This window comes from Nocardia sp. NPDC058176 (genome assembly GCF_042883805.1).
In the GTDB taxonomy this organism is placed as follows: Bacteria; Actinomycetota; Actinomycetes; order Mycobacteriales; family Mycobacteriaceae; genus Nocardia.
On record NZ_JBHVVA010000002.1, the window covers coordinates 522,928 to 537,705 of the forward strand.

At 70.4% G+C, this 14,778-nt stretch carries 8 protein-coding genes; 2 read left to right on the forward strand and 6 right to left on the reverse strand.

What is annotated here, in order from left to right; genetic code table 11:
- Positions 1-24 precede the first annotated feature (24 nt).
- Together ACFVVM_RS14920 and ACFVVM_RS14925 are read right to left on the reverse strand one after the other, a co-directional pair.
- Positions 25-201, reverse strand: coding sequence for a hypothetical protein (locus ACFVVM_RS14920; RefSeq protein ID WP_387617713.1), 177 nt, complete (start codon positions 199-201; stop codon positions 25-27).
- Positions 202-291: 90 nt separating this feature from the next.
- Positions 292-1,185: an ROK family protein gene (locus ACFVVM_RS14925; protein WP_387617715.1), complete on the reverse strand. Its 894-nt coding sequence runs from the start codon at positions 1,183-1,185 to the stop codon at positions 292-294.
- Between the two features lie 189 nt (positions 1,186-1,374).
- Here ACFVVM_RS14925 and ACFVVM_RS14930 point away from each other — a divergent pair, with 189 nt between their 5' ends.
- Complete coding sequence (locus ACFVVM_RS14930) at positions 1,375-2,550, forward strand: lipase family protein (protein ID WP_387617717.1); 1,176 nt, start codon at positions 1,375-1,377, stop codon at positions 2,548-2,550.
- Positions 2,551-2,598: 48 nt separating this feature from the next.
- Here ACFVVM_RS14930 and ACFVVM_RS14935 read toward each other — a convergent pair whose 3' ends face one another.
- The 4 genes from ACFVVM_RS14935 to ACFVVM_RS14950 all read right to left on the reverse strand — a co-directional run bounded on the left by ACFVVM_RS14935 (position 2,599) and on the right by ACFVVM_RS14950 (position 7,988).
- Positions 2,599-3,093 carry a YbjN domain-containing protein gene (locus ACFVVM_RS14935; protein WP_387617719.1) on the reverse strand — a complete coding sequence of 165 codons (495 nt, stop codon included), beginning with the start codon at positions 3,091-3,093 and terminating at the stop codon, positions 2,599-2,601.
- A complete protein-coding gene (mshA, locus tag ACFVVM_RS14940; protein ID WP_387619209.1) occupies positions 3,090-4,448 on the reverse strand; it encodes a D-inositol-3-phosphate glycosyltransferase in 1,359 nt (452 codons plus the stop codon). Before mshA ends, ACFVVM_RS14935 begins: the two co-directional genes overlap by 4 nt.
- A gap of 76 nt (positions 4,449-4,524) precedes the next feature.
- Positions 4,525-7,005 carry an MMPL family transporter gene (locus tag ACFVVM_RS14945; RefSeq protein ID WP_387617721.1) on the reverse strand — a complete coding sequence of 827 codons (2,481 nt, stop codon included), beginning with the start codon at positions 7,003-7,005 and terminating at the stop codon, positions 4,525-4,527.
- Positions 7,002-7,988: an alpha/beta hydrolase gene (locus ACFVVM_RS14950; protein WP_387617723.1), complete on the reverse strand. Its 987-nt coding sequence runs from the start codon at positions 7,986-7,988 to the stop codon at positions 7,002-7,004. The genes ACFVVM_RS14945 and ACFVVM_RS14950 overlap by 4 nt, the downstream gene beginning before the upstream one ends.
- 291 nt (positions 7,989-8,279) lie before the next feature.
- Between ACFVVM_RS14950 and ACFVVM_RS14955 the strand changes: the two genes are divergently transcribed.
- A complete protein-coding gene (locus tag ACFVVM_RS14955) occupies positions 8,280-14,759 on the forward strand; it encodes a type I polyketide synthase (protein WP_387617725.1) in 6,480 nt (2,159 codons plus the stop codon).
- Positions 14,760-14,778: the final 19 nt, after the last annotated feature.

Consider the following 14,778-nt stretch of genomic DNA (forward strand, 5'->3'; position numbering starts at 1 on the left):
CTCATTCTGGCATTGCGGCGACGCTCAGGCCCACTCCACCTCGTCGAACCCGATGCTCAGCCCGTGTGGCCCACCGGCGACGAGCGCGTCGACCCGTAGTCGCGACGCCGCCGAGTCGACCTCGCGCACCACGGCGCACACTCCTTGGAACGGACCCTCCGGAATATGGACGACATCGCCCGGCACGTAGTCGGCAGCCACGTCATCGAGGCTACGCGCGCCCCGCCCGGGTCACGGCCAACTCGCCGACGGCGCCGAGGATCGGACCGATCGGTCGCACAGCGCCCCTGATCAGGCCGAAGCCGCCTCGACCGCGAGCACTCCGGCACCGACGAGCGTCGCGCCCTCGCTCAGCGTCGACAACTCCACCGTGAGCCCGCGAACGAAATCGAGCCGCGCGTACCGGTCGACGGCGGCCCGCAGCGGCTCCCACAGCGACGCACCCGATTGCGCGAACCCACCACCGATCACCACCCGCTCCACGTCCAGCAGCGCGGCGGCCGAGGAGATCGCCTGTCCCAGTGCGGTTCCCGCGCGGTCCAGCGCGGCGAGCGCGATCGGGTCACCGAGCCGGGCCGACTCGGCCAGCTCGATCCCGGTCGCGCCGTCCCAGCCCCGCGCACGCGCCCACCGCGCCGACGACATCCCGCCTGCCACCGCCTCCACACAACCGAATCCGCCACAGGCACAGGGCGAATCGTCACCGGGGACGACGATGTGCCCGAAGTGTCCCGCGTTCCCGGTGCGCCCGAGCAGCACGCGCCCGTCGGCGACGACCCCGCCGCCGACCCCGGACGACACCGTCAGCGCCAGCCCGTTGCCGACACCGCGCAGCCCACCGATCCGATGCTCGGCCAGCGCGAGGCAGGCACCGTCACCGGCCAGGCGCACCACGGCGTCCGGGAACAGCGCTCGCACGTGCTCGACGATCGCGAAGCCCGCGCGCCAGCCCGCGATGTTCAACGGTTTGGTGACCCCCGCGGGCGCGTCGATCGGCCCGGCCGAGCCGATCCCGACCGCGGTTACCCGTTTGTCGCCCGCCACAGCGAGCAGCAGTGAACGGCACCCCGGCCATGGGTCGTCGGCGGTGACCGCGGCCCGGCGCACATCGCGCAGCCGGAAGCCCGGATCCACCACTCCCACAGCGAATTTGGTCGCTCCGATGTCGAGCGCCAGCACGGTCATCGCGCCTCCTGTCCACCCGGCCGTTGCCACGAAATACCTGCACGCCGGGTCGCGGGTGTGAATGCTCACAAGATGTGTCCCCCGACACTTTGACTACTGATTGGTACGGATGGCCGGTTTTCGTTGGATACTTCACGCGGGTCGGGTCGTAAGTATCAGTTGGGCAGCACTACTTGATGAAGGAAAGCTGTGTCGAAAATCGTTGTTCTGGTGGTGAGCCTGCTGACGCTCGGCTTGCTCGCCGCACCCGCGAGTGCGAACCCGTTGTACCCCACGCCCGATCCGGATCCGTTCTTCACGGCGCCGAGTGACATCGGCGCCCTGGCGCCCGGTGATGTCGTGCGCAAGCGCCGGATCGATACCTTCCTCTACCCCGGTACCGAGGGCTGGCAGGTGGCGTTCCGCTCGACCAACTCGGCGGGCAACGCGATCCTGGGTGTCACCACCGTGCTGCTGCCGATCGGCGTGCAGAATCCGCCGCTGGTCTCCTACCAGGCGCTGATCAACTCCATCGGCACCCGCTGCAACCCCTCGCAGTCGCTGTTCAACGGCGAACTGCAGGACGCGCCCGGCGCCATGCTGCCCCTGCAGCGCGGCTGGGCGATCTCGGTGCCGGACTACCTCGGGCCGACGGTCGCCTATGGCGCGGCCAAGCTCAGCGGCATGATCACCCTCGACAGTGTGCGGGCGGTGCAGAAGGTCGCCGAGCTGGGCGTGAGCGACTCGCCGGTGGCGCTCGCCGGGTACTCCGGTGGCGGCATGGCCACCGCGTGGGCGGGTGCGCTGCAGCCGACCTACGCGCCGGAGCTGAAGCTCGCGGCCGTGGTGGCCGGTGGCATCCCCGCCGATCTCGAACTGATGGCCGACGCGCTCGGTTTCGCCCCGCACCCCGGTTTCGGCCTGGCCTTCGCCGCCGCGATGGGCATCGAGCGCGAGTACCCCGAGCAGGTGCCGGTCTCGGATTCGCTCAACGAGGACGGCCTGTGGTTCCGTGAGTTCACCAAGGACGCGTGCCGCCGCTTCCTGCTGTTCCACGGCCTCGCGCGCAACGCCGAGCAGATGGCGGCGTCCAAGGACCTGATGACCAGCCAGGTCGCCCGTGGCGTGCTGCGGGAGAACAGCCTGGTGCACTTCACCGGCGCCCCCACCGCGCCGACCTACATCTGGCAGGGCCGCTACGACACGCTCACCCCGTGGGAGCCGGTCGCCGAGTCGGTCGCCCACTTCTGCTCGAAGGGCGCCCCGGTCAACATGGTCACCGTGGAGATCTCCGAGCACATGACGGCCGCCGCCGCGGGCTTCATCGACGCCTGGAACTACGTCGAATCCCGCTTCCGCAACGAACCGGTCCCGACGAACTGCTGAGCCGGAAACCGGTGCCGGGCGGGTGATTCCGCCCGGCACCGGCCGTGTTCAGACCTTGTCGGCGTCGTCGATCATGTGCTCGAAGGCGCGCAGGTTCTTCAGCGATTCGCCGCGCGAGACGCGCCATTTCCATTCCTTGCGGATGGATTCGGCGAAGCCGAGTTCGAGCAGGGTGTTGAAGTCGTTGTCGACGGCTTCGAGGGTCTGGCCGAAGACGCGGTCGAGTTCGTCGGGGGTGACCGATTCGGCGGACATGCGGCCGACGAGGTAGATGTCGCCCACGTTGTCGAGGGTGTAGGCCACGCCGTAGAGGCGCCGGTTGCGGCGCAGCAGGTACTTGTAGACGCCTTCGAAGTTCTCGTCGGGCTTGCGGCAGACGAACGATTCGATGCGCACGCCGTGCTTGCCGACGGTCAGCATCACCGTGGTCTTGAGCTTGCGCTCACCCGGCAGCACGACGATGAAGGTGCCCTCGTCGTGGCGGGTGTATTCGATCTCGCGGTCGCGCAGCGTCTCGTCGATCACCTGCGATACGGCGCTCACCGGCGTGCTCCTGTCCGGCGCCGCCACAGCGCCTGTGATCTGGCCTGGCCGGTGTCGCCCGCGAGCAGGGCGATCGGTCCGCGTTCGGCCCGGAAACCGGCCATCGCGGCAGCGTAGCTGTCGAGCAGTCCCTCGGCGGTGTGCGCCCAGGAGAAGCGTTCGGCGTGTTCGACGGCGGTGGCGCCCATGCGGGCCAGCCGGGCCGGGTCGTCGAGCAGGGCGGCCAGCGCGTCGGCCCAGTCGGGGGTGCGGTGGCCGCGGACGAGCAGTCCGGATTCGCCGTGGCGGACCGCGGTGCCGAGGCCGCCGACGTCGGCGGCGAGCACCGGGGTGCCGCTGGCCTGTGCCTCGATGGCGACCAGGCCGAAGGATTCGTTGTAGCTGGGCACCGCGACCACGTCGGCGGCGCGATAGACCTGCACGAGCCGGTCGGCCGGCTGCGGCGGCAGGAAGGTGACCCGGTCGGCGATGCCGAGGTCGGCGGCCAGTTCGATGAGCGCGTCGGGCCGGGCCAGCCCGGTGCCGGAGGGTCCGCCGACGATGAGCACGCGCAGCTGCCGGCTCGGGTCGCGGCGCAGCAGTTCGGCGGCGGCCCGTACGAGCACGTCGGGGGCCTTGAGCGGCTGGATCCGGCCGACGAACGCGACGATCTGCTCGTCGGCGCGCAGGCCCATCGCGGCGCGGGCGGCGAGCTTGTCGCCGGGGCGGTAGCGGGTCAGGTCGGCGCCGGGGGGCACCACGTCGATGCGGTCGGCGTCGGCGCCGTAGAGGTCGACGAGCTGACGGGCTTCGTCACCGGTGTTGGCGACGAGGCGGTCGGCTTCGGCGATCACCTGCTTCTCGCCGATCACCCTGGTCTCGGGTTCGGGGGTGTCGCCCTCGGCGAGCGCGGCGTTCTTGACCGCGGCCAGGGTGTGCGCGGTGTGCACCAGCGGCACCCGCCAGCGGTCGCGCGAGAGCCAGCCCACCTGGCCGGAGAGCCAGTAGTGCGAGTGCACGAGGTCGTAGTGGCCGGGCAGGTGCCTGGCCTCCTGACGCAGCACTTCGGCGGTGAACGGGCACAGCTGGGTGGGCAGTTCGTGCTTGTCCAGGCCCTCGAAGGGGCCGGCGACCACGTGGCGAACGAGCACGCCGGGCGCGGCTTCGGCGACCGGGGGCAGGTCGGAGGAGGTGGCACGGGTGAAGATCTCCACCTCGGTGCCGCGTCGGGCCAGCTCGACGGCGGTATTGAGCACGTAGACGTTCATGCCGCCCGCATCGCCGGTACCGGGCTGGGCCAGGGGTGAGGTATGCACCGAGAGCACCGCGATGCGGTGTGGCAAAAGTTCCGAACGACGCTCACTCACACCCTCCAGTGTGCACGCCGCGACGCCGCCGACCATACCCCTACCGGGATCGGTGACGGCTGTCACAGCGTCTTCGTGAGTGAGTTCACGCGTGGCTCGACACCGAGCCTGCCCGATCGGCGGCCTCGCCGCGAGCGCTTTTCGGCCATGACGGTCGCCACCAGCAGCGCTCGCCCAGCCAGGTCATCAGCGCGGGGACCAGCAGCAGGCGCAGCACCGTGGCGTCGATGAGCAGCGCGGCCACCATGCCGTAGGCGATGTACTGCATCATCAGCAGCTCGGAGAACGCGAACGCGCCGGTCACCACCAGCAGCACCAGGGCGGCGGCGGTGATGATGCGGCCGGTGCGCACGGTCCCCTCGCGCACGGCGTCGGCGGTGCTCGCCCCCTCGGCGCGGGCCTCCACGATCCGGGAGAGCAGGAACACCTCGTAGTCGGTGGACAGCCCGTAGATGACCGCGACGATCACCACCAGCAGCAGGGCCATGATCGGCTGCGGGGTGAATTTCAGCAGTTCCGCGCCGTGCCCGTCGACGAAGACCCAGGTGAGGATGCCCAGGGTGGCGCCCAGTCCGAGCGCATTGCACAGCGCGGCCTTGATCGGCAGCACCCAGGAGCCGAAGGCCCACATCAGCAGGGCTGTCGTGACGAGCAGGACCGCGAGGATCATCAGGGGCAGTCGGTGCACCAGCGCGTCGACGCTGTCCTGGCCGACCACCGGTTCGCCGCCGACGAGCAGAGTGGTTCCCGGTGGGACCTCGAGTTCGCGCAGGTAGTCGACGGTGGCGCGCGCGTCGGCGGGGTCGGCGAGGGCGGCCTCGGTGGCGAACACGTCGGTGCGCTGCGTACCGCGCGTGGGTACGCCGAACGGCCCGGCCAGTCCCGGCGCGTCGTTGGCCGCCGCCCACACCGCACCCACGTCGAGGGGCTCGTCGGAGACGAACACCAGCTGGACCGGATCGGCCCGCCGCAGCGGGAACAGTTCGTCGAAGTGCTGCTGGGCCAGCCGGGTCGGATTGTCCGGCGGCAGATACCGCTCACTCACACTCCCGAACGCCAATCCCCCGATCGGCGCAGCGAGCACCAGCAACCCCGCGCACACCGTCAACGCGACGCCGCGCGGATGTCGCCGCACGAACCCGGCCAGCCGCCACCACCCGCCGCCCGCCCGCGACCCGTCGAGCTCCCAGGCCCCCTGCGCCCCGGATCCCGTCACCGCGCCCGCGCCACTCCGACCGGTCGTCCCGCCATCACCAAGCTCTGCGAGACCAGCCTCCCCGACCGCCGACGCGTGTCGATCCCCCGTCGTGCCCCGCGCCGCCGCCGCACCGCGCACCCGCACCGCTCGATCCCCCGTCATGTTGCGCGACCCCGCCGTGCTGGGCGCCTGCGCCGCTCGCTCCCCTGCCCTGCCGCGCGGCCCCGTCGTCTCGCGCACCCGCGCCGCTCGGTCCCCGGCCGCACCGCGCACCCGCACCGCTCGACCCCCCGCCGCGCCGCGCGCCCGCCCCACGAACCGGCGCCAACCCAGCGCGTCGACCCGGTGTCCGAGGATCGCCAGCAGGGCGGGGAGGACGGTGAGTGCCGTGAGCGCGGCGAGGGTGATGGTGACGATGGTGCCGTAGGCGAAGGAGCGCAGGAAGCCGTGCGGGAACAGGAGGATGGTGGCGGCGGCCGCGATGACGATGGTCGCCGAGGCGAGCACGGTGTGTCCGGCGGTGACGATCGTGCGGCGCACCGCCTCGGGCACTTCGCGACCGGCGTCGAGTTCCTCGCGGAATCGGCTGACCACGAAGAGCCCGTAGTCGATGGCCAATCCGAGCCCGATCATCGAGACCACCGGCGCGACGAAGGAATTCACCTCGGTGAGATGGGTGATCGATCGGATGATCCCCCACGCGCCGAGCACGGTGAGCCCACCGGCGAGCAACGGCAGCGCGGCCGCGATCACCCCGCCGAACACGAACAGCAGCAGCACCGCCACCACCGGCAGCGCGATGAGTTCCATGCGCCGCTGGTCGGTGGCCATGGTGTCGGTGAGGGTGCCCGCCACCACCTGACCGCCGGCCACCTCCATCGTCAGGCCGGGGGCAGCGAGGTCGTCGCGGACCGCGCGGTAGTTGCGCAGCAGCGTTGTGTTGTCCTCGCCGCGCAAGGAGAGTGCCGCGAAGGCGTGCTTGCGGTCGTCGGTGCCGAACAGTGACGGTTGGGCCACACCGGTTTCGGTCGGCCAGTAGGCCCCGTTCACGCGGTCGATCTCGGCGGGATGCACGCGGGGTAACAGGTTCAGATGCGCGACAACGGCTTCGGCGAAGGCGAGATCGTCGACGGTTCGGCCATCGGGGGCGTGAAAGAGCAGCAGCACGTCTGCGGAGTGATCACGCCCGAACGCCTCGGTCCGAATCTGCCCGGCGCGCACCGAGTCCGAGCCGGGATCGTCCCACCCGTCGGCGCTGAGCCGGTCACCGAGCCCGAGCCCGTAACCGCCGAGCGCGAGCAGCGCGGCGACCACCGCGCCGAGGACGGTGTATCGCCGGAGGACGACGAATTCCGCCCACCGGCTCACCGCGTCAACGCTGCCTCGAACACCGGCCACGACTTGTGCAGATCCCGCTCCCAGTACCCCCACGAGTGGGTGCCGGTGGGCCGCAGGTCGACGGTCGCGGGAATCCCCAACGACTGCAATCGATCCCGCAGCTGGTGCGTGCACAGATTGGTGACGGCCTCGAGCGAGGCGCCGAACAGCAGCTGGAAGGTCTGCTGGATCGGGTCGCCCTGGGTGCCGACGGTTTCGAACGGACCGGGGATGCCGGTGCCGGAGGAGATGTAGACCTCGGTGCCGCGCAACGCTTCCGCGTGCAGGTAGGGATCGTTGGCCGACCAGGCCGGGTCGGTCGGCGGTCCCCACATGTTGGCCGCGTTGCCGAGCCTGCTGCCGACCACCGTGCGCACGATGGCCTGCCCGCGCGGATCACTGGTCCGCACGCACCCGGAATAGGAGCCGATCGCGCGGTACAGCCCCGGTTCGGCGAGCGCGAGCTGGAACACCGAGGTGCCGGCCATCGACAGTCCCGCGATGGCATTGGCACCGCTGCCGCCGAATTCGGCATCGATCACCGGCGGCAGTTCCTTGGTGAGGAAGGTGGTCCAGCGCTGTTTGCCCAGCACCGGATCATCGGCCCGCCAGTCGGCGAAGTAACTGCCCGCGCCGCCGAACGGGATCACCACGTTGACCTGTTTGTCCTTGAAGAACTCGACCACATCGGTGCGGTCGAGCCAGTTCCCATCGCTGCCGCCGCCGACCCCGTTCAGCAGATACAGCGTCGGCGCGGGCGCTTTCGGGTCCGCGGCGCGCAGCACCCGCACCCGGGTGACGATGTCCATGGCGGGTGAGTACACGCCGACATCGATGGTGCGATCGGGCTCGTGACGCAGGTCGTCGATCCGGGCGGTGGCCGGTGCCGCGGTCGCGGCGGGGGCCGATCCCAGCGCGGCCACCGCCAGGGCGACGGCGGCGACGATGCGAGCGCACACTGCTCGACCAGACATCATCGAACTCCGATCTCTACGCCGAATCCTGCTCTCTGTTCGCGATCCAACGGTATTCCCGAACGCTACACACGGTTTCGGAAAAACATTGTGACGATTACCAGAAGATTTTCCGGCACCCTGTGCGAGCAGGCAGGAAACCTTCGCCTCGAGTCGAGATCACAATCACAGACCTATCACGTTGGTGCCATCGACGAACCACGTTACTCCAGGCTCGTTTTCGCTGTGAGGGGTCCTACGCTGCGCAGACCGGGCACATGTTGACATCGAGGGCCCTGATGCGGAGGAATCATGTCGGACATCGCTGTTGTCGGAATCGGCTGCCGATTCGCCGGTGGAATAGACTCACCGGAATCGTTCTGGGAGTTCGTTGTCGAAAAGCGCGATGCGGTGGTGGATATTCCGGCGAGCCGCTGGGATTATCGTCGCTATTACGATCCGGACAAACGGACACCCGGTCGCAGCTACACCCGTCGCGGCGCGTTCATGACCGGCGACCCGTGGGAGTTCGACCCCGATTTCTTCGGTATCTCGCACCGCGAGGCGACCGGCCTCGACCCGCAGCAGCGGGTGCTGCTCGAGGTGACCTGGGAGGCGCTCGACGACGCCGGGGTCGCGGGCAAGGCCGCAGGCAGCTCGGTGGGTGTGTATGTGGGCGGGTTCGTCGTGGACCAGTCGGTGATCGGTGTGGTCGGCCCGGCACTGGCGCACGTCGACATGCACACCGCGGCCTCGGCCTCGTACACGATGCTGTCCAACCGCATCGCCTACGCGCTCGACCTGACCGGCCCGGCGCTGACCGTCGACACCGCGTGCTCGTCCTCGCTGGTCGCCATCCATCTGGCCTGCCAGGCGCTCGACAACGGCGACTGCACGGTGGCGCTGGCCGGTGGCGTGAACGTCATGCTGCAGCCGGAGACGTTCGTGATGATGTGCAAGGGCGGCTTCCTCGCCACCGACGGTCGCTGCAAGTCCTTCGACGCCGCCGGTGACGGCTACGGCCGCGGCGAGGGCGCGGGCATGATCGTGCTCAAGCGGCTCGACGACGCGGTGCGCGACGGTGACCGGGTCTACGCGGTGCTCAAGGGCACCGGCGCCAATCAGGACGGCCGCACCACTGCGATCACCGTGCCCAACGACGTCTCCCAGGAGGCGCTGGCCCGGGCGGTGTGCGAGCGCTCGGGCACCGCGCCCGCGGACGTGACCTATGTGGAGGCGCACGGCACCGGCACGCTGGTCGGCGACCCGATCGAGTTGCGCGCGCTGGGCCGCGTCTACGGTGCCGCGTCCGGGCGCTCCGGTTCCCTCGGTGTCGGTTCGCTCAAGGCCACCCTCGGGCACACCGAGGCCGCCGCCGGTGTCGCGAGCGTGATCAAATCCGTGCTGGCCGTTGCCCATCGGACGATTCCGCCGCAGGGCTGGTTCGACACCCCCAATCCCGACATCGCGTTCGACGAGCTGGGCCTGCACGTGCAGCTCGAGCCGCAGCCGGTCGAGTCCGATCTTCCGATGACCATCGCGGTCAACGGTTTCGGCTACGGCGGCACCAACGCCCACGTGATCGTGCAGGAGTTCCACTCCGAGCCCGCACCGGTCGAGCCGCCGAAACACTATGGAATCCTGCCGGTTTCGGCCCGCAGCGCGACCGCGACCCGGGCCATGGCAGGCCGTTTCGCCGACCTGCTCGCCGCGGGCGCCGACCCCGACCGGCTGGCCGAGGCGGCCTGGACCCGGCTCGCGCACCACCCGTTCCGCACCGGCTTCCTCGTCGACGGCACCACCGAACTCATTCGTGAACTGCGCGAATACGCCGACGGTGCGGGTCGCGACGCCACCAGGACACTCACCCGTGGTGGAGCGCCGGTCTTCGTGTTCTCCGGGATGGGTCCGCAGTGGTGGGGCATGGCGCGCGAACTGCTGTGCGCCGAAGGGGCTTTCGCCGCCACCGCGCAGGAGGTCGACGCGGTCTTCCGGGAAGTGGCCGGGTGGTCGATCATCAGCGAACTGCTGCGGCCGGAGCAGGAATCGCGGGTCACCGCGACCATGGTGGCCCAGCCCGCCAACTTCCTGGTGCAGGTCGCGCTGGTGAGCGAACTGGCCGAATACGGGATCACCCCCGGTGTGATCGTGGGGCACAGCGTCGGCGAGGTGGCCGCGGCCTACGTCTCGGGCGCGCTCTCGCTGCACGACGCGGTGACCGTGGCGTATCACCGCGCGCGGCTGCAGGCGAGCACCGCGGGCACGGGCGGGATGCTGGCCGCCGGGATCAGCGTCGAGCGGGCCACCGAGCTGATCGGACCCGACGACGCCATCGACATCGCCGCGGTGAACAGCCCCAACAGCCTCACCCTCGCCGGTGATCCCGACCGCCTCGACCAGCTCGCCGAAACCCTCACCGAGCAGGGTGTTTTCGCCCGTCGGCTGCGGGTCGAGGTGCCGTATCACAGCCGCCTGATGGACCCCATCCTCGACGAATTGCGCACGGTCCTGGCCGATCTCACCCCGCAGGCACCGACGCTCCCGCTGTACTCCACCGTCACAGGACAGCAGGTCACCGAAGGTGTGTGGGATGCGGACTACTGGTGTGCGAACGTGCGCCGATCGGTGCGGTTCGCCGACGCGATGAGCGCGCTGATCGAGGCGGGCCACCGGGTCTTCGTCGAGGTCGGGCCGCACCCGGTGCTGTCGGGCAACATTCGCGAGCTGCTGCTCGAGACGGGCGACAACGGTGTCACCGTCTCGACGCTGGATCGCCAGCAGTCCGACTCGATCAGCGTGCGCCGGACCGTGGCCGGGCTCTACAGCGCGGGCGCGCTCGACCCCGAGGTCCTGTTCCCCGCCGACCGGCCCGCGACCCCGCACCTGCCGCTGCCCCGCTACCCGTGGCAGCGCACCCGGCTGTACTCGGCGCTGCCGCTGTTCGAGCAGCTGCGCAACGGTTCGCCCGGTGGCTACGCCATGCTCGGCGATCCCGATCTGGAGGGCAGGCCCGGTTGGCTGCTGCAGATCGGCACCGAGAAGCTGCCGTGGCTGGTGGATCACGTCGTCGGCGGGGTGCGCATCCTGCCCGGCGCGGCCTATCTGGACGCGGCGCTGAGCGCGGCGGCCCAGCGGATGGGTGAGCCCCGGGTCGCGCTGGAGAACGTGCGCTTCGTGGCGCCGGTGATCATGGGCGCCCCCGATGTGCCGCTGCTCGAACTCAGCGTCGAGGAGGCCAGCGGCCGCTTCCTGATCCGCTCGCGCAGCGCCACCGGCTCGGTGTGGACGGTCAACGCGATCGGCCGCCTGCTCACCGGCGCCTACGAGACCACGAAAGTGCCGATCCCCGAACTGGACTCGGCCGTGGAGTTCGACCCGGAGCTGTTCTACTCCGCCCTGCGCACGCACGGCCTGCAGTACGGCCCGACCTTCCGCCGGGTCACCTCGGTCCGGGCGAGCAGCGACACCGTCCTCGCCACGGTCGACGCGAGCATCGCCACCGGGTCCGGGCACCTCGCCCACCCGGCGGTGGTCGACGCGGCCATGCAGGTCGCGGCGCTGCTCTTCGCCGACGACGCCATCGGCGAGGGCGCACTGGTCCCGGTCGCCGTCGACGCGGTCCGCCTCTACGGCGCCCTCCCCGAACAGCTCACCGTGCTGGCCCGGCGCGACCCGCGCACCCGCCTGCGCGCCGACATCGAACTGCTCGACGAAGCCGGCAACCGCTGCCTGCACCTGGTCGGCGTCCAGGTCGGCGCCCTCAACCCCGGCGCCGACCCCCTGCACCGCATGGCCGAGTTCTACTACACCGACGAACTCGAGCCCCGCGACCCGATCGACCCGGCCGCCCTGCCCACGTCCGAGACAGCGACCGTCGTCGTCGCACTCGGCGCGAGCCACCGCGCCCGCGCCCTGGCATCCAGCCTGCCCGGCGCGGTCCTCCAGATCACCGAGCCGTCGACCGACCCCACCGAAACCGCCTATCTCACCGAGGAACTCACCCAGCACCTACACGCGGCCGCACACGCACTGGACTTCCTCGGCGGCAATTCCGGCCGGGACGACACCGACCCGTCGATACCTCAGTCCGGCTCGTCCGCCGCGACCAACCGGCGCCTGCACGTCTGCCTCGTCGCCGGTGCCGTCCACGACGACCTCGCCGCGCTGTGGACGCTGAAGCAGATCGCCGTCACGCTCGGCGAATTCGCGGACTCCCTCATCGAGCACGGCGATGTGCTCCCCACTCTCGGCGAAGGCCTGATCGACATCACTCTGGTCACCGAGGAGGCCTTCGCACTCCCCGACGACAAGTCCGAACCCCAGTACCGCCACCGTGCGCTCGCCGGTGCCCGCCGGGTCCTGCTCAACGAACAGGCCGCCCTGCGCTGGCGGCTGATCGACGTCGACCCCGACGTCTCCCTCGATCTGCTCGGCACCGAGCTGTCGGTACCCGGCGCCTTCACCCACGACAACACCGACGAGATCCTGCTGCGTGCGGGCCGGCGCTGGGCACCCATGGTCACCAAGCCGCTGCAGGCGCGCATCGACGAACTCGACACCGCGCACCCACTCGCCGACCCGGCCGCCGACTTCGCCATCGAAGTACCGAAATCGCGGCTGCTGTCGGCACTCTCGTGGCGCGCGAGCACCCGGCGCGACCCGGGACCGGGCGAGGTGGAGGTGCGGATGCGGGTCATCGGCCTCAACTACAAGGACCCGTTGAAGGTGATGGGCCTGCTCGGTGAGCGGGAGCTGGCGGGCACGTTCTTCGGCACGGCACCCGGCATGGAGGGCGTCGGCACGGTCGTGCGGCGCGGTGCGGGCGTCACCGCGCTGGCCGAGGGCAACCTGGTCGCCATCGCCGCCAAGGACATGATGCGCCGCTACCACCTGGTCGACCAGCACGCCGCGATCCGCCTGCCCGCGGGCGCCGAGCCCGGATTGTGCACCAGCACCACCGCTTTCGGCACCGCCGAATACGCCCTGCTCGACCTGGCCCGCCTGTTGCCGGGCGAGACGGTGCTCATCCACGGCGCCGCGGGCGGTGTGGGTTCGGCCGCGATCCAGGTGGCCAAGTCGCGCGGTGCCCGCATAATCGGCACCGCGAGCACCCCTGAACGGCGCGCCCACATCCGCAGTCTCGGCGTCGACCACGCCCTGCACTCGCGCTCGCTCAACTTCGCCGACGACGTCCTCACCCTCACCGACGGTGTCGGCGTCGACGTGGTGCTCAGTACGGCGCCGGGCGAGATCCTGCGCCAGAACTTCCGCGCCGTCACCGAATTCGGCCGGATCGTCGAGGTCGGCAAGGCCGACGTGTACACCGGCGGCCTGCTCGAACTGGCCAACTTCGACAAGAACCTCTCGTACTTCTCCGTCGACCTCGACCGCATGTGCGCGGTCCGCCCCATGCAGCTGGCCGACCTGCTGCGCCGGGTCTACGAGAAGATCGAAGCGGGCGTCTACCAGGCACTCCCGTACGAACTGTTCGAAACCCACGAGGTGGCACGGGCTTTCGACGAGGTGATCCGCTCGTCCCGGATCGGCCGGGTGGCACTGAGCATGGACGACACCGCGCCACCGGTGCGTCCGCAGCTGCCCGAGGTCACCATCCACGGCGCGGCCACCTACCTGATCAGCGGCGGCTTCGGCGGCTTCGGCCTGGCCACCGGCCGCTGGCTGGTGAGCAAGGGCGCGCGCAGGCTGGTGCTGGTCGGGCGCGGTGGCGCGCGAACCGACGAGGCGCACCAGCAGCTGGAGGCGTGGCGGGCCAAGGGCGTCGAGGTGGTCGAGGAACTCGCCGACATCGCCGACCTGGTCGCGGTCACCGGCGTGGTCGGGCGGGCGCACACCGACGGCTATCCGCTGCGCGGGGTCTATCACGCGGCAGGCGCGGTGGCCGACAACCGGATCGGCCTGATGGACCTGGACGAACTCACCCGCGTGTACCGCCCGAAGGTGCACGGCGCCAAGGTCTTGCACCGCGCTGTCGCCAACGCGGGCATCGAGCTGGACATGTTCGTGCTGTACTCCTCGGGCGGTTCGATGTTCGGCATCTTCGGCCAGTACAACTACAGCGCGGCCAATCTCGCGGTGGAGGCACTGGCCGAGCAGTGGGCGCGCGCCGGTGAGCGGGTGCTGTGCGTGGGCTGGGGCCACATGTCCGGCGCGACCGGCGGCATGGCGGCCGACGAGAAGGTCGCCAAGTATCTCGAGGTGGCCGGTTTCGCGCCCATCGACATGGCCGACGGCACCGCCTATCTCGAACAGGCCCTTCGCCTCGGCGTCACCAGGGCTTCGATCATCCCCACCGACTGGTCCCGGCTGGCCGCCTCGTTCCCGCAGATGACCCGCACCGGCCGCCTCACCGCGCTGATCGCGGCCTCCGTCGAGGACAATTCGGCGCTGGCCCGCCTGCAAGCCGAACTCACCGCGCTCGACGAGGGCAAACGCGGGCACGCCGTCGCCCGGATGCTGGCCGATCAGCTCGCGGTCGTGATGGGCGTCGCCCCCGACTCGATCGACCTCACCGTCCCCGTCCCCGAACTGGGCCTCGACTCGCTGATGGCGGTGGAATTCGGTGCGCGCGTGGGCAAATCGCTCGGCATCGAGCTCATGTCACTACAGATGGGTCGCTCGTTCAGCCTGGAACAGGCGGGCCCGAAGGTCGCCGAGTTGATCCTGGCCGCCGACACCACGCGCGTCTCGCTGCCGGATCTCGCGGCGGCACAGGAGGATTCAGGCGACGGCGTCGAGACCGAGGAACCCGCATTGGTGGGCGGTCAGCGATGACTCCCGAGGGAGCAGCCCG